20 protein-coding genes and 1 other annotated feature are annotated in these 18,746 nt (G+C 38.6%); of the genes, 19 read left to right on the forward strand and 1 reads right to left on the reverse strand.

Translation table 11 applies throughout. The features are described 5' to 3' along the window. Positions 1 to 105: 105 nt before the first annotated feature. Positions 106 to 726, reverse strand: a complete 621-nt coding sequence (locus tag SPK86_RS12195; RefSeq protein WP_284140983.1) for an NUDIX hydrolase — start codon at positions 724 to 726, stop codon at positions 106 to 108. Between the two features lie 154 nt (positions 727 to 880). Between SPK86_RS12195 and SPK86_RS12200 the strand changes: the two genes are divergently transcribed. The 19 genes from SPK86_RS12200 to rplA all read left to right on the forward strand — a co-directional run bounded on the left by SPK86_RS12200 (position 881) and on the right by rplA (position 18,712). Next, positions 881 to 1,579 carry an MgtC/SapB family protein gene (locus SPK86_RS12200; RefSeq protein ID WP_284140984.1) on the forward strand — a complete coding sequence of 233 codons (699 nt, stop codon included), beginning with the start codon at positions 881 to 883 and terminating at the stop codon, positions 1,577 to 1,579. A 241-nt stretch (positions 1,580 to 1,820) separates the two neighbouring features. Further along, the gene (locus SPK86_RS12205; protein WP_284140985.1) at positions 1,821 to 2,288 is read left to right on the forward strand and encodes a CtsR family transcriptional regulator; all 468 of its coding nucleotides are present in this window, start codon (positions 1,821 to 1,823) and stop codon (positions 2,286 to 2,288) included. A gap of 45 nt (positions 2,289 to 2,333) precedes the next feature. Further along, positions 2,334 to 2,870, forward strand: a complete 537-nt coding sequence (locus SPK86_RS12210; protein WP_284140986.1) for a UvrB/UvrC motif-containing protein — start codon at positions 2,334 to 2,336, stop codon at positions 2,868 to 2,870. Then, positions 2,867 to 3,934 carry a protein arginine kinase gene (locus SPK86_RS12215; protein ID WP_330949485.1) on the forward strand — a complete coding sequence of 356 codons (1,068 nt, stop codon included), beginning with the start codon at positions 2,867 to 2,869 and terminating at the stop codon, positions 3,932 to 3,934. Before SPK86_RS12210 ends, SPK86_RS12215 begins: the two co-directional genes overlap by 4 nt. Before the next feature lie 88 nt (positions 3,935 to 4,022). Next, positions 4,023 to 6,449 (forward strand): ATP-dependent protease ATP-binding subunit ClpC, encoded by a 2,427-nt coding sequence (clpC, locus tag SPK86_RS12220; RefSeq protein WP_284140988.1) that lies wholly within the window; start codon positions 4,023 to 4,025, stop codon positions 6,447 to 6,449. A gap of 237 nt (positions 6,450 to 6,686) precedes the next feature. Beyond that, positions 6,687 to 8,057, forward strand: coding sequence for a DNA repair protein RadA (gene radA / locus SPK86_RS12225; protein WP_284140989.1), 1,371 nt, complete (start codon positions 6,687 to 6,689; stop codon positions 8,055 to 8,057). A 242-nt stretch (positions 8,058 to 8,299) separates the two neighbouring features. Then, positions 8,300 to 9,400: a PIN/TRAM domain-containing protein gene (locus tag SPK86_RS12230; protein WP_284140990.1), complete on the forward strand. Its 1,101-nt coding sequence runs from the start codon at positions 8,300 to 8,302 to the stop codon at positions 9,398 to 9,400. A 179-nt stretch (positions 9,401 to 9,579) separates the two neighbouring features. Continuing rightward, a complete protein-coding gene (gene gltX / locus SPK86_RS12235) occupies positions 9,580 to 11,049 on the forward strand; it encodes a glutamate--tRNA ligase (protein WP_330949486.1) in 1,470 nt (489 codons plus the stop codon). Between the two features lie 44 nt (positions 11,050 to 11,093). After that, positions 11,094 to 11,306: a binding site (T-box leader), on the forward strand. A 58-nt stretch (positions 11,307 to 11,364) separates the two neighbouring features. Next, positions 11,365 to 12,024: a serine O-acetyltransferase gene (gene cysE / locus SPK86_RS12240; protein ID WP_284140992.1), complete on the forward strand. Its 660-nt coding sequence runs from the start codon at positions 11,365 to 11,367 to the stop codon at positions 12,022 to 12,024. Then, positions 12,014 to 13,417, forward strand: a complete 1,404-nt coding sequence (gene cysS, locus SPK86_RS12245; protein WP_330949487.1) for a cysteine--tRNA ligase — start codon at positions 12,014 to 12,016, stop codon at positions 13,415 to 13,417. Before cysE ends, cysS begins: the two co-directional genes overlap by 11 nt. Then, on the forward strand, positions 13,417 to 13,815 hold the full coding sequence (locus tag SPK86_RS12250) for a Mini-ribonuclease 3 (RefSeq protein ID WP_330949488.1): 399 nt from the start codon (positions 13,417 to 13,419) through the stop codon (positions 13,813 to 13,815). Before cysS ends, SPK86_RS12250 begins: the two co-directional genes overlap by 1 nt. 15 nt (positions 13,816 to 13,830) lie before the next feature. Next, the gene (rlmB, locus tag SPK86_RS12255) at positions 13,831 to 14,574 is read left to right on the forward strand and encodes a 23S rRNA (guanosine(2251)-2'-O)-methyltransferase RlmB (RefSeq protein WP_284140995.1); all 744 of its coding nucleotides are present in this window, start codon (positions 13,831 to 13,833) and stop codon (positions 14,572 to 14,574) included. Position 14,575: 1 nt separating this feature from the next. Then, positions 14,576 to 15,085 (forward strand): NYN domain-containing protein, encoded by a 510-nt coding sequence (locus tag SPK86_RS12260; RefSeq protein ID WP_284140996.1) that lies wholly within the window; start codon positions 14,576 to 14,578, stop codon positions 15,083 to 15,085. A gap of 208 nt (positions 15,086 to 15,293) precedes the next feature. Beyond that, positions 15,294 to 15,947: an RNA polymerase sporulation sigma factor SigH gene (gene sigH / locus SPK86_RS12265; RefSeq protein WP_284140997.1), complete on the forward strand. Its 654-nt coding sequence runs from the start codon at positions 15,294 to 15,296 to the stop codon at positions 15,945 to 15,947. A 133-nt stretch (positions 15,948 to 16,080) separates the two neighbouring features. Further along, entirely contained in the window at positions 16,081 to 16,230 is a 150-nt protein-coding gene (gene rpmG / locus SPK86_RS12270) for a 50S ribosomal protein L33 (protein ID WP_284140998.1), read from the forward strand. Between the two features lie 34 nt (positions 16,231 to 16,264). Then, positions 16,265 to 16,438, forward strand: a complete 174-nt coding sequence (gene secE, locus SPK86_RS12275) for a preprotein translocase subunit SecE (RefSeq protein ID WP_284140999.1) — start codon at positions 16,265 to 16,267, stop codon at positions 16,436 to 16,438. Between the two features lie 190 nt (positions 16,439 to 16,628). Continuing rightward, positions 16,629 to 17,162, forward strand: a complete 534-nt coding sequence (nusG, locus tag SPK86_RS12280; RefSeq protein WP_284141000.1) for a transcription termination/antitermination protein NusG — start codon at positions 16,629 to 16,631, stop codon at positions 17,160 to 17,162. Between the two features lie 206 nt (positions 17,163 to 17,368). Next, complete coding sequence (rplK, locus tag SPK86_RS12285) at positions 17,369 to 17,794, forward strand: 50S ribosomal protein L11 (protein WP_284141001.1); 426 nt, start codon at positions 17,369 to 17,371, stop codon at positions 17,792 to 17,794. Between the two features lie 225 nt (positions 17,795 to 18,019). After that, positions 18,020 to 18,712: a 50S ribosomal protein L1 gene (gene rplA / locus SPK86_RS12290; RefSeq protein WP_284141002.1), complete on the forward strand. Its 693-nt coding sequence runs from the start codon at positions 18,020 to 18,022 to the stop codon at positions 18,710 to 18,712. Positions 18,713 to 18,746: the final 34 nt, after the last annotated feature.

Below are 18,746 nucleotides of genomic sequence, written 5' to 3' on the forward strand. Positions count from 1 at the left end.
CGCCGATGGTAGTTGGGGCATTGCCCCTGTGAGAGTAGGACGCCGCCAGGCGAAAAAAAGTCAGGTCATAGAACCTGACTTTTTTTATTTTGTAAACAATATAGATCAATCAAACCAAACAGGCTTACAAGGATCATTTAAAAACTCAAAGAGCTTATGGATTTGTTGTTTTGTATTTCGTCCCGTAGAAAGTGGGGGAATATTATCCTTTGTAAAAAAACCTACATTAGAAGTTTCTGTTAAGTTGCTTGCTTCTTCTTGATAAATAATTTTGCATTGGATAAAAATTTTATAGTACTGAAATGCTTGTGGTGGATGGTTTTGCTTGTTATTATCTAATAGTGCGAGTAATCTTTCGGTCGTTACGATGCAACCTGCTTCTTCTTTAATTTCTTTTATTATATTTTCGGCTGCGGAAAGCCCTACATCACAAAACCCTCCTGGTAATGCCCATTTTCCGTCAGATTTTTCTTGAACGAGAAGCAACGTATTATTTTTAAACACTACACCTCGGACGTCAATTTTTGGAGTTTGATAGCCAATTTCATTTGCGTATAAATCCTCAATATAGGTCATTGTTGCATTCGTATGCTTGGACATTATTTCGGCACTAATATTTAAAAGTTCTGTATAGCGCTCTTCGTCATATTTGTCTTTTGTAAAGCTTAATCCAGATTGTGCAATTGCTTGTATTTTTCTTGCCCAATTTAACCAATCATTGCTCATTATTTGTTCTCTCCTTTAAAAAAACTTCATCTTTATAAATATTCACGAGCTATTAACATATAAATAGATATTGTATTGTCTTTAGATTTAATGGGTTATTTTATAATGTTATTGTACAATAAATTATATAGCTACTAACAGGGGGGAGGAAGCGGTGATTAGTTTTGTACAAAATATGTTAGGTGATCATTTTTTATTAATTGCTGGTCGCTTGTTTTTGGCGCTTGTCCTTTCTGGATTAATTGGTTTTGAGCGTGAACTTAAAAACCACTCTGCAGGCTTTCGAACACATATACTAGTTGGCATTGCATCCTGTTTAATGATGATTTTGTCGTTGTATGGATTTGAGCATTACATTGATCGCTATGACAACATTCGTTTTGATCCTGCACGTATTCCTTCTTATGTGATTAGTGGGATCGGTTTTCTTGGTGCAGGTACAATTATGGTTTATGGTGGAACGATACGTGGTTTAACGACAGCTGCATCTATTTGGGCGGTGGCTGGACTTGGTTTAGTTGTAGGAGCAGGAATGTATGGAATTGCTATTTTAACGACATTGTTTATTTTACTAAGCTTAATTTTTTTAAATAACTTTGAGAAATTATTTAGAAAAGGGCGTTCATCAATTATTGTTGAAATTACGGTGCAGCGAGACTTACAAGTTAATGAAGTGCTTGCTGTTTTAGAACGATATGATGTATCAATTAAAAAGGTAGAAGTTGTTCAAATTGAAAATGATTTACGGAACATCTTTATAAAAATAGAAAAAGATAATCAATTAAATAGACTCACTATTTTTGAAGAGCTATCTAAAATAGAACAGGTACGGAGTATTATGGAACGAACGTAGAAAAAGCTTATTAGTTGTTACATGAAAATAGTAACGATTAATAAGCTTCTTTTTGTAGAACTTCTAAATAAATGAAGTTTTATTTTTAGTTCAAATGTTTTTTCTTATGCTAGCTTGGGTAAAATGGAGGTAGATAGTGGTTTTCTTCTGAATGGATTTGTCGTATAATAATTACATAGTCAAAGATAGTCAAAGTCAAAAATGCTAATACATGAAATGGGTTACGATAGGAGGTGAACTCATGAGCAATATTTCAGATGTAATTGAACAATACTTAAAACAAATACTGCAAGCCAAAGGAAGAAATTCCATTGAAATAAAGCGAAGTGAGATAGCCGATCAATTTCAATGTGTTCCTTCTCAAATAAATTACGTTATTAATACACGATTTACAATTGAAAAAGGATATATAGTCGAAAGTAAACGTGGTGGTGGTGGATATATTCGCATCATTCGCGTGAAGTATCAGGACAAGTCTGAATTGATTGATGAAATCATACAATTAATAAACCCTAAAGTTACACAGCAGGCTGCAATTAACGTTTTAGAAAGGTTGCTGGAGGAAAAAATCATAACAGAGCGTGAAGCGAGGTTGATGGTGAGTGCTGTTGAAAGAAGTACATTGGCATTTCAATTACCCCTTCGCGATGAAGTGCGGTCACGTATATTAACAGCGATGCTTTCTACGTTAAAATACCTGCATGATTAAATGATTTTCGATGCTGTCACAGCATTTTAAAAGGGGAGATAATCAATGGAATGTCAGGATTGTCATGAACGTCCAGCTACCTTACATTTTACACAAGTCATCAATGGCAATAAGACGGAAGTGCATGTTTGTGATGTTTGTGCGAAAGAGAAAGGTTATGTGACATACCCAGAAGAAGGCTATTCACTGCATAATTTGTTAACAGGCCTTTTCAATTTTGATAACCCATCTATGGGAAAACAGCTTCAACAGGTGACCGATTTACAATGTCCTCTATGTAAGTTAACCTTTGCCCAATTTAAACAAACTGGGAAATTTGGCTGTGCGGAATGCTATCATACGTTTTCCGATCGGCTTGATCCGATATTTCGTCGCGTCCATAGTGGGAATACGAAGCATCATGGAAAAATTCCAAAGCGCAAAGGCGGCAATTTACATTTAAAAAAGCAACTACATGCGTATAAAGACGAACTACAGCAATTAATTCAGCAGGAAGCGTTTGAAAAAGCGGCAACCGTAAGAGATAAAATTAAAGACTTGGAAAAACAGATTCAAGCAAAAAAAGCAGGTGATAATGAATGACGCTACAGCATTTCATGAATGAAGCGATAAGTCCGTGGATGCGTCAGGATGGTCCGGATAGTGATATTGTGCTTAGCAGTCGTATTCGGCTAGCTCGTAATTTTTCTGATTATGTATTTCCTATTGTCGCAGATGCTCAGGAATTAGACGATATTCGAAATTATTTCCAAGCTTATGCTCATAAGTCGTTTCAGGAATATGAGGATTTTGAGTTCATTTCAATTCGCGACTTGACAGCAATTGAAAAAAGGGTGCTTGTAGAAAAACATTTAATCAGTCCATTATTAGTAAAAAATGCTACTTCTGCTGCTGCGCTTATCTCAAAAAATGAACAAGTCTCTGTCATGATTAATGAGGAGGATCATCTGCGCGTTCAATTATATTATCCGGGCTTACAATTAACAAAGGCGTTGGAAAAGGCATTTGAATTTGATGATTGGTTAGAAGAAAACATCAATTATGCCTTTGATGAAACGAAAGGGTATTTAACAAGCTGTCCGACAAATGTAGGTACCGGCATGCGAGCATCTGTTATGATGCACTTGCCAGCATTAGCGTTAACAAAGCAATTAAATCGCATGATTCCAGCTATTAATCAACTAGGTTTGGTCGTCAGAGGTATTTATGGAGAGGGTAGTGAGGCGTTAGGAAACCTTTTTCAAATTTCCAATCAAATTACGCTTGGAAAATCTGAACAAGACATTATTGAAGATTTGCAAAGTGTTGTTCAGCAACTCATTGAACATGAGCGAGTAGCAAGGAATAGGCTAATGGAGCAGTCTCGTTATACACTGGAAGATCGAATTTTTCGCTCATATGGAGTGCTAAAGCATAGTAGAATCATGGAGTCGAAGGAAGCAGCTAATCGGTTATCAAATGTTCGGTTGGGAATTGACCTTGGTTTGATTGAAAATATTTCACGGACCATTTTGAATGAATTAGTTGTATTAACACAGCCTGGTTTTTTACAGCATTATGCGCAACGAACCTTAACCGCTGAAGAACGAGATTTCATGCGTGCATCTTTAATTCGAGAACGGTTAGCGCTCGAGTCAAATAAATGATTAATAGTTCCAAGAGTGGCTATCGTAACAAAACGAACACAACAATAATAACGTATTTATGAAGATTGAATGTAGGAGGTAATGGTATATGATGTTTGGGCGCTTTACAGAAAGAGCACAAAAAGTACTCGCCTTATCACAAGAAGAAGCAGTAAGACTAGGGCATAATAATATCGGTACAGAACATATTTTATTAGGACTCGTTCGCGAAGGAGAAGGAATAGCTGCAAAGGCGTTAGAGGCTTTAGGTCTAGAAGTGTCAAAGATACAAGAAGAAGTGGAGAAACTCATTGGGGTTGGTAAGCAACCTATGCAAACGATTCACTATACACCACGAGCGAAAAAGGTAGTAGAGCTTTCACAGGATGAGGCAAGAAAGCTTGGTCATTCTTATGTGGGAACAGAGCATATTCTTCTCGGTTTAATTCGCGAAGGAGAAGGTGTGGCCGCTCGGGTATTAAACAATTTAGGAGTTAGTTTAAATAAAGCAAGACAACAAGTGCTTCAGCTTTTAGGAAGTAATGAATCACAAACAGGAAGACAAGGAAGAGGTCAAGCAACGAACGCAAATACACCTACCTTGGATTCTTTAGCACGTGATTTGACACATATCGCAAAAGAAGGAAATATTGATCCAGTCATCGGTCGCAGCAAGGAAATCGAGCGTGTCATTCAAGTTTTAAGTCGAAGAACAAAAAATAATCCGGTCTTAATTGGTGAACCAGGTGTCGGGAAAACAGCCGTTGCTGAAGGACTTGCGCAGCAAATTGTCAATAACGAGGTTCCGGAAACACTTCGCGATAAACGCGTAATGACGTTAGATATGGGGACCGTTGTTGCCGGGACGAAATATCGAGGTGAATTTGAAGATCGTTTAAAAAAAGTGATGGAGGAAATTCGTCAAGCAGGCAATATCATTTTATTTATAGATGAATTGCATACATTAATCGGTGCCGGTGGTGCAGAAGGTGCTATTGATGCTTCAAATATTTTAAAACCTTCTTTAGCTAGAGGAGAATTGCAATGTATTGGCGCGACAACACTTGATGAATACCGCAAATATATTGAAAAAGATGCGGCACTTGAACGACGTTTCCAGCCAATTCAAGTAGATGAGCCAACCTTAGGTGAAACGATTCAAATATTGAAAGGCTTACGCGATCGTTATGAAGCACATCACCGTGTCACAATTACAGATGAAGCAATTGAGGCTGCGGCAAATTTATCGGATCGTTATATTACGGACCGTTTTTTACCAGATAAAGCAATTGATTTAATTGATGAAGCGGGTTCAAAAGTACGTCTTCGTTCGTATACGATTCCTCCGAATTTAAAAGAGCTAGAGGAAAAGCTGGAAGAAGTGCGGAAAGAAAAGGATGCAGCAGTGCAAAGCCAGGAATTTGAAAAAGCTGCTTCATTACGTGATTCAGAGCAACGACTTCGCGAAGAGCTAGAAGCAACAAAGGATAAGTGGAAGGAAAAGCAAGGACAAGAAAGCTCGCAAGTAACGGTAGAGGATATTGCAAGTGTTGTATCTATTTGGACTGGTGTTCCAGTATCAAAGCTAACAAAGGATGAAAGTGAGCGCTTATTGAAGCTAGAGGAAATTTTACATCACCGCGTTATTGGCCAGGAGGAAGCGGTAAAAGCGATCTCTACTGCTATCCGTCGTGCAAGAGCAGGGTTAAAGGATCCAAAGCGTCCAATAGGTTCGTTTATTTTCCTAGGCCCTACAGGTGTTGGTAAAACAGAGCTGGCTCGTGCATTGGCTGAAGCAATGTTTGAGGATGAGGATGCGATGATTCGCATTGATATGTCCGAGTACATGGAAAAACATTCTACGTCTAGACTGGTAGGATCTCCTCCAGGCTATGTAGGCTATGACGAAGGTGGGCAATTGACGGAAAAGGTACGTCGCAAGCCGTATTCTGTCGTATTGCTGGATGAAATAGAAAAAGCACATCCAGAAGTATTTAATATCCTTTTACAAGTGTTGGAGGATGGACGATTAACAGACTCGAAAGGAAGAGTCGTTGATTTTCGAAATACGGTTTTAATTATGACATCGAATGTTGGAGCAAGTGAGCTAAGAAGAAACAAATATGTCGGCTTTAATCTAGAAGATGAAGGCCAGGAATATAAGGATATGAAAGCGAAAGTAATGGATGAGCTCAAAAAATCATTCCGTCCTGAATTTTTAAATCGAATTGACGAAACGATTGTTTTCCATTCACTAGAGAAAAAACATATGAAGAAAATAGTTACCTTAATGGTTGATCAGCTAAAGCGTCGATTAAAGGAACAAGATATATTGTTCACACTTACCGACAAGGCTTTAGAAAAGATTGCTGCCGAAGGATTTGAGCCGGAATATGGGGCGCGCCCATTACGTCGCTCGATTCAAAAGAATGTAGAAGACTTGTTATCTGAGGCACTCTTGCAGGGGACGATTAAAAAGGGTGAAACAGTAAAAATTGGCTTAAACAATAAAGGAGAATTTATTGTTCTTTCGTAAAAGTAAAGCATTCTCAACTTTCATGGAAGGAAAAACTGGAAGAAAAAGCGCTTCCGGTTTTTTCTTTCTCTTTTCTAGTGCTAATTAATGGTAAGATAGAAGCATCAAAATGAAAGAGAAGATAGGGCTTCGGATAGTTTGTGGCATAACTATGGAATTTTTTTAATCAATTGATAGGTTATTGTAACTTTTCGGGCGCATAAATCGTATACAATATAGAAGAAAGGAAAGAGTGCTTTGGCAAAACGAAAAACAAAGTTCATTTGTCAGGAATGTGGCTATGAATCTGCGAAATGGATGGGGAAATGTCCAGGTTGCAATACATGGAATACATTGGTTGAAGAAGTGGAAGCAACCGGCAAGCAAAGTGGTTTTGCAAGAGGGGTGAAGTCCGTAGGCAAGCCTGAAAAAATAACCTCGATTGTATCACAAAAAGAACCACGTATTACAACGTCTTTAAAGGAATTCGACCGTGTGTTAGGTGGTGGGATTGTTCCCGGTTCACTTGTATTAATAGGTGGTGATCCTGGTATAGGAAAATCAACCTTGCTTTTACAAATTTCCTCAGAGCTTGCGCATAAAGATCTTTCTGTTCTCTATATTTCTGGGGAGGAATCGGCTAGGCAAACGAAGCTAAGAGCCGATCGGCTTGGCATTTCCGCTGATCAATTATACGTGCTTGCTGAAACGAATTTACTCGACATTTCGAATCAAATCGAAGCACTACAGCCTTCCTTTGTAGTAATTGACTCGATTCAGACAATCTATCGTGAGGAAGTAACCAGTGCTCCGGGAAGTGTTTCACAGGTAAGAGAATGTACTGGAGAGCTCATGAGGATTGCTAAAATGAATAATATTCCTATTTTTATTGTTGGCCATGTTACAAAAGAAGGAGCAATTGCAGGTCCACGACTCCTAGAGCATATGGTTGATGCAGTGTTGTATTTTGAAGGCGAGCGGCATCATACGTACCGCATCTTACGCGGTGTTAAAAATCGTTTTGGTAGTACAAATGAGATGGGAATTTTTGAAATGAAGGAAGAAGGCCTGCGAGAGGTGCTTAATCCTTCTGAAATATTTTTAGAAGAGCGTTCTGAAGGAGCAGCAGGATCGACTGTTGTCGCCTCTATGGAAGGGACTCGACCGGTATTAGTAGAAATACAGGCGCTTGTTTCGCCATCAAGCTTCGGGAATCCGAGGCGAATGGCAACAGGAATTGACCATAACCGTGTACCGCTATTAATGGCTGTGCTAGAAAAGCGTGTTGGCTTAATGCTTCAAAACCAGGATGCGTATATTAAAGTTGCTGGTGGCGTAAAGCTGGACGAGCCTGCTATCGATTTAGCAATTGCGGTTAGTATTGCTTCGAGCTTTCGAGATCAACCAACCAGGTCAGATGATATTTATATAGGAGAGGTCGGATTGACTGGTGAGGTTAGGCGTGTATCTCGCGTAGAACAACGGGTACAAGAAGCTGCCAAGCTTGGATTTAAACGAGTCATATGTCCAGCTAGGAACTTGGAAGGTTGGACACTACCAAAGAACATTGAGGTTGTCGGTGTATCCTCTGTGCAAGAAGCATTAAAAATAGGTACGATACGCGAATGATATGTGTCTTTTTTTTACAAATCAACCAAAATGATTCAAAAGACACATAAAATAGAATCAATTGGAGAAAAATAGTAAAAAAGGTTGACTTTTAATTGTCGGTGTGTTAAAATTTTATTTTTACTTGTTTGATTGTTTTTTTTACCTGTGCTATTATTTAATAGATACAGACTAGACAATTTGAAAATAATGGTTATTTTTTTATAGTAATAGGTAATAATAATGGGTAGGAGGTGAAAGGTTTGTTAAAGAAGGTAGTGTATTTGTTTTTTCTAATTACTGGAGGAACACTAGGGTATCTATATGTACCTGATATTGTGAATTTCCTAGATTTCACAGATATGAAATGGGTCGCTTCCCCTTTTCTAGGAACTGCATTGGGTGCTATTATTTTATTTCTTATTTCGTTCTGGCTTGTTGATTATATTGTAGGGTTTTTAAAGTGGATTGAAGAGGCGCTTATAAAAATCCCGGTCGGAGATTTGTTTTTTGGTAGTCTTGGGCTGATAATTGGATTAGTGATTGCATATTTAATTAATATTCCACTACAGGATATTAATATTAAATTCGTATCCCAAGTAGTCCCATTGTTCATTACGATTTTGTTAGGTTACTTTGGATTTCAGGTTGGATTTAGACGGAGAGACGAATTTGTAAATCTGTTGAATGTTAGCCGAAAAGAACGGGACAAAAAGCGGATGGTGACAGAGGCCGATTCTGCTGAGACTGCAACCCCTAAAGCAAAGATATTAGACACAAGCGTAATTATCGATGGGCGTATTGCCGACATTTGTCAAACGAGCTTTTTAGAGGGGACGGTTGTAATCCCACAATTTGTTTTAGGTGAATTACAGCATATTGCCGATTCATCAGATGTATTAAAACGAAATCGAGGTCGTCGAGGACTTGATGTACTCAATCGAATTCAAAAAGAGCTTCCGGTTAAGGTTGAAATTTATGAAGGAGATTTCGAGGAAATTCAGGAAGTCGATAGCAAGCTAATTAAACTTGCAAAAGTGATTAATGGTGTTGTAGTTACGAATGATTTCAACTTAAATAAAGTGTGTGACCTTCAAGGGGTCCGCGTTTTAAACATTAATGATTTAGCGAATGCTGTAAAGCCCGTTGTATTACCTGGTGAAGAACTTGTTGTACAAGTGATCAAAGATGGAAAAGAACAGAATCAAGGAATTGCTTATCTTGATGATGGTACGATGATTGTTGTGGAAGAAGGAAGAAATTATATCGGAAAAACAATCGAAGTACTTATTACGAGTGTTCTTCAAACATCTGCAGGTCGTATGATCTTTGCAAAACCAAAATTACTTGAAAAAGCCTTATAAAAAGGGTATAACTTATAATGGATATAGAATAAAAAGTGATAACAAAAATTGTTATCGCTTTTTGTTACTGTTTTATAAAATGATTCGATTCGTGGTCATTTTTAAATAGCGATAGTGTAATGATTATAGATTCGTACCGTTTTAACTAAAATTGTACTTTATGAGGAAGGGGAACCACCATGTCAAAAGAAGTTCGCGTGCGTTATGCACCAAGCCCAACAGGGCACTTGCATATTGGAAATGCTCGTACCGCTTTATTCAACTATTTGTATGCAAGACATTTTAATGGAAAATTTATCATTCGAATCGAGGATACGGATCAAAAGAGAAATGTTGCTGGTGGCGAAGAAAGTCAGCTAAAGTTTCTTAAGTGGCTCGGGATTGAATGGGATGAAGGTGCAGATGCTGGTGGAGACTATGGACCGTATCGTCAAATGGAGCGTTTATCTATTTATGAGAAGTACGTGAATGAGCTATTAGATCGAGGTCTTGCTTATAAATGTTATATGACGGAAGAAGAACTGGAAGCTGAGCGAGAAGCGCAACGTGCAAATGGGCAAGTGCCAAAATATTCTGGAGCACATCGTGACTTAACTGCAGAGCAAATTGCACAATTTGAAGCGGAAGGACGTCAGCCGAGTATCCGTTTTCGTGTGCCTGATCAGGTGACGTATACATTTAATGATATCGTTAGAGGCGATATTTCCTTTGAATCAAGCGATTTTGGTGACTGGGTAATTGTGAAGAAGGATGGCATTCCTACGTATAACTTCGCGGTTGTTATTGATGACCATCTGATGCAAATTTCTCATGTTTTACGTGGTGAAGAGCATATCTCCAATACACCAAAACAAATGATGATCTATGATGCATTCGGCTGGGAAGCTCCAACATATGGGCATATGACACTTATTTTAAATGAAGATCGTAAAAAGCTAAGTAAACGTGATAACCATATTTTGCAGTTTATTGAGCAGTATCATGATCTCGGTTATTTACCCGATGCATTGTTTAATTTCATTACATTGCTCGGCTGGTCTCCGGTTGGAGAAGAAGAGATCTTTGATAAACAGACATTGATTGAAATCTTTGATCCGAATCGTTTATCTACTTCAGCAGCGATTTTTGATCCACAAAAGTTAAAGTGGATGAACAATGAATATATTAAAGCGGCAGAGCTTGAAAACGTAATTGCTTTAGCAATGCCTCATTTAATTGAAGCGGGTAAATTACCAGCGGATATGGATAAAGAAACTAGAAAATGGGCGGAAGATGTTATTACGCTTTATCGTGAACAATTACGTTATGGAGCGGAAATTGTTGAGCTGACCGAGCTCTTTTTCAAGGATGCGATTGCATATGATGAAGCGGCTATGGAAGTGCTGAAAGAAGAGCAGGTTCCTGAAGTACTCCAAGTATTTACCGACAAGCTAATTCACTTAGAATCCTTTGATAAAGATGCAATTAAAGCTCAAATCAAAGCGACACAAAAAGAAACTGGACATCGAGGTAAAAAACTATTTATGCCTATTCGTGTTGCTACTACTGGACAAGTACACGGTCCAGAGCTGCCATTTGCAATTGAACTACTAGGAAAAGAAGTAATTATTGCTCGTTTAGATGAGCTGTTAAAGCAATTAGGAGCTTAAATGATTCACATTCAAGTGAAATTGTAATATAGTATTAGTATTATCATTGAACGAAGAAGAGGAAAAGTAGGAAAGGGATCGCTTATCCAGAGAGAACCACCATGGCTGAGAGTGGTTTAAAGCATTCTTTCTAAAATGCGCCTCGGAGTCTGGCATGGAAAAGAGAGTACATGTTGGCGGATGCTCTTCCGTTATCGGAGCGGGAGTTGGGGGAACAATCCTCAAACAGAGTGGAACCGCGCGAAAGCGTCTCTGTGTATATATGCACAGAGACGCTTTTTATATGATTTGATTGCTGTATGGGAGGTATAGAAGTTGGGCATATTTAAGCGAATGAAAGAGGATATGGATGTTGTGTTTGAGCAGGATCCAGCAGCACGCACATATATAGAAGTGTTTTTAACTTATTCGGGCTTACACGCAGTTTGGGCACATCGGGTTGCGCATGCTTTTTATAAACGAAAATGGTTTTTTATTGCTCGCGTTATTTCGCAATGGAGTCGGTTTTTTACAGGAATTGAAATCCATCCAGGAGCTAAAATCGGAAGAAGATTTTTCATTGATCATGGGATGGGAATTGTAATTGGAGAAACATGTGAAATCGGCGATGATGTAACTGTATTCCAAGGCGTTACACTCGGAGGAACTGGGAAGGAGAAAGGAAAGCGTCATCCTTCTATCGAAGACAATGTATTAATTGCAACTGGAGCCAAGGTGCTTGGTTCGATTACGATTGGTAAAAACGCAAAGGTAGGAGCGGGATCGGTTGTATTAAAGGATGTTCCAGAGGATGCGACTGTTGTAGGAATTCCTGGAAGAGTAGTTAAACAAAAAGGGAAGAAAGTTGATGGCCATTTGGATCATCATAAATTGCCAGATCCTGTGGAAGATCGCTGTGAGCATCTTCAAAAGGAAATTGATGCATTAACAAAACAATTACATGAATTGAAAGCGGGGGAGCAATATGACGATTAGCCTTTATAATACATTAACAAGGAAAAAGGAAGTATTCGAGCCCTTACAAAAAGGAAAGGTAAGTATGTATGTTTGTGGGCCCACAGTGTATAACTATATTCATATTGGAAATGCGCGTCCGGCAATTGTTTTTGATACAGTGCGAAGATATTTTGAATACAGAGGCTATGAAGTTGATTATGTACTAAATTTTACCGATGTGGATGATAAAATCATTCGCGCTGCGAAAGAGCTTGGTGAAGAAGTGCCGCAAGTAGCTGATCGGTTTATAGAAGCATATATGGAGGATGTTTGCCATTTAGGAGTAAAGGAGGCAACCTATAATCCACGTGTGACAGAAACAATGGATGATATTATTGCTTTTATCGGCGCGTTGATTGAAAAAGGGTTTGCATATGATGTGGATGGTGACGTATATTTTAAACCGCGCTCCTTCCCGGGTTATGGAAAACTATCACATCAGTCGATAGATGAGCTTCGTTCTGGTGCGCGCATACAAGTTGGCGAAAAGAAAGAAGACCCACTCGATTTCGCTTTATGGAAAGGTGCAAAACCAGGAGAGATAGCTTGGAATGCTCCTTGGGGTAAAGGAAGACCAGGCTGGCATATCGAATGCTCTGCGATGGCCAAAAAATATTTAGGTGATACGATTGATATTCATGCTGGTGGACAGGATCTTGCTTTCCCGCATCATGAGAATGAAATAGCGCAATCGGAAGCAATGAATGGGAAGCCGTTTGCTAACTACTGGATGCACAACGGATATATTAATATTGATAATGAAAAAATGTCAAAATCACTCGGTAATTTTATTTTAGCTCGGGACTTAATTGCAAAGCATGATCCTCAGGTTGTTCGATTCTTTATGCTGAGTGTACATTACCGTCACCCGATTAATTTTTCAGATGAACTTCTTGAAGGAGCCAAAAACAGCCTGGAACGAATCACAACTGCAGTAACTAACTTGACGCATCGAAAGCAATCAAGTACAAACCTTGTGAAAGATGAGGAAAAGTGGCTTCAAACAATCTCCCAATATAAGCGTCAATTCGAAGCGGCAATGGACGATGATTTTAATACAGCAAATGCAATTTCTGTTTTGTTCGATTTAACAAAAGAGGCGAATGTGTATTTGCAATCAAAGCAAACATCAACGGTCGTTATTGATGCATTTGTAGATGAAATAACATCCTTGCTTCGAATTCTAGGGATTGAATTAAAAGCGGAGGAAGAACTGTTAGATCAGGATATTGAAGCATTAATCGAGGAACGCAATCAAGCTCGAAAAAACCGAGATTTTTCCCGAGCAGATGAAATCCGAGACATGCTAAAGGAACAAAACATCATTTTGGAGGATACACCTCAAGGGGTGCGTTGGAAGCGGGGAAATTAATGGATATTGATGTAAAACAGATGAAAAGTCTAACGTTAGCGTATATGGGAGATGCAGTTTATGAACGATTTGTTCGAGAGCATCTAATCCAAATGGGCCAGGTAAAGCCGAATCAACTGCATCAACAAGCGATTACATTTGTTTCGGCAAAAGCACAGGCCGCTGTTATTTTAGCTTGGTTACAGCAAGATGTTGTAACAGAGGAAGAGAGACGCATTGTTGCACGTGGGCGCAATGCAAAATCAGGTTCTATCCCCAAAAATTCATCAGTGCAAGCTTATCGATACAGCACGGCATTTGAGGCGTTGATTGGTTACCATTATTTGAGTAAGAATGAAGAACGTTTAGAAGAGCTGTTAAAAAAAGCAATTGCATTTATCGAACAAAGTAAACAATAGAAAGGAGGAATTAGGATGGATCAGGAAATGATTATTGGTAAAAACCCTGTGATGGAAGCATTGCGATCTGGTCGTTCTGTAAATAAAGTGTTTGTATCAGAGCAATTAAATGCAAATGTACAAGGGAAAATTCAGGCACTTGGAAAGGCAGCTGGAACAATTGTGCAACGTGTGCCTAAAACTAAACTAGACCAGCTGTCAGATGGGAATCATCAAGGAGTGATTGCGTATGTTGCCTCATATCAATATGCGTCACTCGAAGATTTATTTGAGCGGGCGAACAGTAGAAAAGAAGCACCGTTTTTTATCATTTTAGATGAGTTGGAGGACCCGCATAACTTAGGTTCTATCTTACGTACGGCAGACGCTGTTGGCGCACATGGTGTTATCATTCCGAAGCGTCGATCAGTGGGGCTTACTGCTACTGTTGCGAAAACAGCTGCAGGTGCGATGGAGCATATTCCTGTCGTTCGTGTGACAAATATAGCGAATACAGTAGAAGAATTAAAACAACGAAATGTATGGGTGGTCGGTACTGCCGCTGATGGAACAGAGGATTATCGTTCCTTGGATGGAACGTTACCTATTGCAGTTGTTATTGGCAATGAAGGAAAAGGTATTAGTCGACTCGTAAAACAGAAGTGTGATTGGACGGTTAGCTTACCAATGAAGGGAAATGTATCCTCTTTAAACGCATCAGTTGCATGTAGTTTGTTGCTTTATGAAGTATTCCGCAAAAGATATCCGGTTGGTGAATAGCATGGTAATTCTTGTGGTGGATGGCTATAACATCATCGGCGCATGGGAAGAGCTGAGAATTTTAAAAGAAAAAGACATCGGACAAGCTCGTGATCGCTTAATTGAACAAATGGCGGAATACCAAGCTTATGCAGGCTGTCGGGTGATCATTGTGTTTGATGCCTATTATGTACGCGGCGTAGAAAGTAAGTCAGAAAAATTTAACGTTGAAGTAATTTATACAAAAGAAAAAGAAACGGCTGATGAATGTATTGAGAGACTCGTCAAAGAGCTGAAGAATGTTAAAACACAGGTGTACGTCGCAACATCTGATTATGATGAGCAGCGAACAATTTTTGGAAGCGGTGCATTACGCAAATCAGCGCGAGAACTTCTTATTGAGATGGACGATGTGGAAAGAGAAATCGAAGCAAGCGTACAAGCACATAAACAGATTCAGCCTAAATCAACGATTCCATTAGACAAGGACATCCTAGAAGTATTCGAAAAATGGCGAAGAGGCGTGAAGTAAAAGGGCGGTTGGCAAATAGTTGCAATTGCCCTTTCTCCCGCTATTCGGTCTTGTCGATTTTGGTAAATCAAAAAGCAACTAAAAGGATGGAGAATTTTTTAAATTTTAATAATATATGGATAAAATATGTCGTTTGCTGTTGAGTTCTAAAGGGGCTTCTAGTATAATGTTGTTAAATTGACGCAGTATGGGCAGGGGGTCATTCTGGGTGAACGTCAAGCAATTACTTGTAGACACTGAAAACATACATCTGCTTGATGATGAGGAAGTAATAATATTGATTCATCAGGGGAATAGCCATGCATTGGATTATCTTATTCATAAATATAAAAACTTTGTCCGTGCAAAGGCTCGAACATATTTTTTGATAGGGGCTGACAAAGAAGATATTATCCAAGAGGGTATGATTGGCTTATATAAGGCAATCCGCGATTTTGATGGAGAAAAGCTCTCATCATTTAAAGCGTTTGCAGAGCTTTGTATAACGCGACAAATTATTACAGCGATAAAAACAGCTACAAGACAAAAGCATATTCCATTAAACTCGTATATCTCGTTGGACAAGCCGATTTATGATGAAGAATCGGACCGTACATTACTTGATGTGATCGCAGGTTCTAAGGCGTTTGATCCACAGGAGCTATTAGTGAATCGTGAAAAATTCGGGGATATGGAACTGAAATTATCAGAATTGTTGAGCGGGTTGGAAAAGAAAGTGCTTCATTTGTACTTAGATGGACAGACCTATCAGGAAATTTCCGTTGCCTTGAATCGTCATGTGAAATCGATAGACAATGCTTTGCAGCGTGTAAAGCGAAAGCTCGAGCAATTGCTTGAATCAAGTGACATAGGGGTGAATTAGCCTCTAGGTTGTTAAAGCGAGCGTTGACATGCATTGTATAACCGTGCTAATCTAGTTTTAGATTATTTTTTATACTAGAATTAGCTATAATTCGTTATATTTGGTTGCTATAACCCAAATTTGGGGTGAAGATATGAATAAAAAGGTAACATTAGCGTGTACTATCTGTGCGAGCAGAAACTATTCCACTAATAAAAATGCAGTTACTTCATCTACACGCTTAGAAACTCGTAAATTTTGTAAAGTATGTGGCAAGCATACATTGCATCGTGAAACAAAGTAAAAGTTGCATTCTATCGGTCGTTTGGAGGGGTACTATGTTTAAATTTCTAAAAAATGTGTCTCGTGAAATGAAAAAGGTTAGTTGGCCACGCGGAAAAGAGTTAACAGGTTATACGATTACGGTTATTTCAACTGTTGCTTTTGTAGCAATTTTCTTTTTCATCGTTGATTTAGGTATTTCACAGCTTATTGAATTAATTCGTAAATAATAACATCGTTTTTTCTTGAATAAATAACGAATCAATATGCTATAATGATATATAATTAAACGCGCTCAAAAAACCCGGATATGACGGGTTTTTTAAATTGCTTTTTTATAAAGGATTGCATTAGCTGTTATTCTTTTAAAATAGGAATGAACGAAAGGGAGGGAAGGACAAGCAAAATTGTCCTGAAAAAATGGAAAAAAATTGGTATGTGGTGCATACGTATTCAGGCTATGAAAACAAGGTTAAAACGAATCTTGAAAAACGCGTGGAAACGATGGGGATGCAAGACAAAATCTTTCGTGTTATTGTTCCCGAGGATGAAGAAACAGAAATTAAAGATGGTAAGAAAAAGGTAACGAAAAAGAAGGTTTTTCCAGGGTACGTTCTTGCTGAGATGATTATGACAGATGATTCTTGGTATGTTGTTCGAAACACACCCGGTGTAACAGGTTTTATTGGTTCAAGTGGAGGTGGAACAAAACCGACCCCGCTTTTACCTGATGAAGTAGATATGATTTTAAAACGAATGGGAATGGCAGGTCCTGTTGTTCAACTAGATTTTGAGTTGAAGGAAAATGTGCGCGTCGCTGATGGTCCTTTTACTAATTTCACCGGAACGATCGAGCATATTGATATGGATAAGCAAAAAGTGAAAGTGCATGTGAACATGTTCGGAAGGGATACCCCGGTTGAGCTAGACTTTTCTCAAATAGAAAAGCTGTAGCTTGTCATCAGCCTTTCCTATTTAAGAAGTTTCATTCGGAAACCAAGAATAAAGCGTAGAATAAGCTCTTGCATTTTTCTATATTTCATGCTAAAATTCTTGTGTTATTCATGTTCTTGTACTAAGGTACAGAGCGTAATAAGAGTGGGAGGGGAAATTACAATCACCCCTATTACCACATCACGGACTTTAAGGAGGTGTGTCTCGTGGCTAAAAAAGTAATTAAATTAGTTAAATTGCAAATCCCGGCTGGAAAAGCAAACCCAGCACCACCAGTAGGACCTGCATTAGGTCAAGCGGGTATTAATATCATGGGATTCTGTAAGGAGTTTAACGCACGTACGCAAGAACAAGCTGGTTTAATCATTCCAGTAGAAATTACTGTTTTTGAGGATCGTTCATTTACGTTTATTACAAAAACTCCACCTGCTGCAGTATTGCTTAAAAAAGCAGCTGGTCTTGACAAAGCTTCTGGTGAGCCTAACAAAAACAAGGTTGCTACTTTGAAGCGTGATAAAGTAAAAGAAATCGCTGAAACAAAAATGCAAGATTTAAATGCAGCTGATGTTGAAGCAGCAATGCGTATGGTTGAAGGAACTGCCCGTAGTATGGGGATTACCATCGAAGATTAATGAATGCTTGATTAAAGGAATAGGGTTGCGAATAATGAATGAATGACTCGCAACCTTTTCGTATGAATCGATTGATTCAAGCTAAACTATGTTTATGTTGTATGGTGATGCTCTTGTGGGAATTACCTGCCTGCAGGAAGCATCGCTGACGCAAGCTTTATAAAAGCCTTTGCTTTTATAAGTGGGAGGTATTACCGTTATAACCACAATAGAGGAGGATATTAAATGGCTAAAAGAGGTAAAAAGTATCAAGAAGCTGCAAAGCTTGTTGATCGTTCAAAAACGTATGATATTAAAGAAGCTGTTGAGCTATTAAAGCAAACGGCAAAAGCAAACTTCGACGAAACGGTTGAGGTTGCATACCGTCTTGGAGTTGATCCGAAAAAAGCGGATCAACAAATTCGTGGTGCATTTGTATTGCCGCACGGTACTGGAAAAACACAACGCGTGTTGGTTTTTGCAAAAGGCGAAAAACTAAAAGAAGCAGAAGCAGCTGGAGCTGACTATGTTGGAGACCAAGATTTAATCAATAAAATCAACCAAGGTTGGTTTGACTTTGATGTAATTGTTGCTACTCCAGATATGATGGCTGAAGTTGGAAAGCTTGGCCGTGTACTAGGACCTAAAGGATTAATGCCGAACCCTAAGACAGGCACAGTTACTTTTGAAGTAGAAAAAGCGGTAAAAGATATTAAAGCTGGTAAAGTAGAATATCGTGTAGATAAACAAGCGAATATTCACGTGCCAATTGGAAAAATCTCTTTTGATAATGAGAAGTTAGTTGAAAACTTCGAAGCGATTACAGAAACAATTGTAAAAGCAAAGCCACAGGCATCCAAAGGTACTTACATGCGTAATGTAGCAGTAACGTCAACAATGGGACCTGGAATCAGAATAGACGCATCCAACTACCGTTAATTAGTAATTGACTTTTACAAGTTGATAAGCTATA

The sequence above is a fragment of the Virgibacillus sp. MG-45 genome (assembly GCF_036409425.1).
In the GTDB taxonomy this organism is placed as follows: domain Bacteria; phylum Bacillota; class Bacilli; order Bacillales; family Amphibacillaceae; genus LDC-1.